Source organism: Desulfocastanea catecholica (genome assembly GCF_054657295.1).
The window spans coordinates 1-253 of sequence record NZ_BAAHYZ010000187.1 but is presented as its reverse complement, the minus strand read 5'-3'; the positions used below and the strand labels follow the sequence as shown (position 1 = coordinate 253).

The 253-nt window shown below is 40.7% G+C and carries 1 protein-coding gene; it reads right to left on the bottom strand.

Features of this window, described 5'->3' with window-relative positions; all coding sequences use genetic code 11:
- Window positions 1-198, bottom strand: a 198-nt coding sequence (gene tnpA / locus ACYQ8U_RS23455) for an IS200/IS605 family transposase (protein WP_459947958.1), incomplete at its 3' end; no start/stop codon positions are given.
- Between the last annotated feature and the right edge of the window lie 55 nt (window positions 199-253).

Sequence of the window (253 nt, the reverse complement as noted above, 5' to 3'; positions counted from 1 at the left end):
ATGAACATGGTCGTGCTCACCATTGAACTCGATCAATTCTGTCTCGAAATCTCCGCAGATTTTGGTGAAGGATTCCCTGAGAATTTCAATCGCCTTTCCGTCCAGTACCTTCTTCCGGTATTTGGTCACGAAAACCAGATGGACATGCATATTGAACACACAATGTCTGCCGGTTCGAATATCGTTGTTTTTTTCCATGGACCAAATTATAATATTACTCATGAAGATAGGCAAGGCATATAAATACAGACTA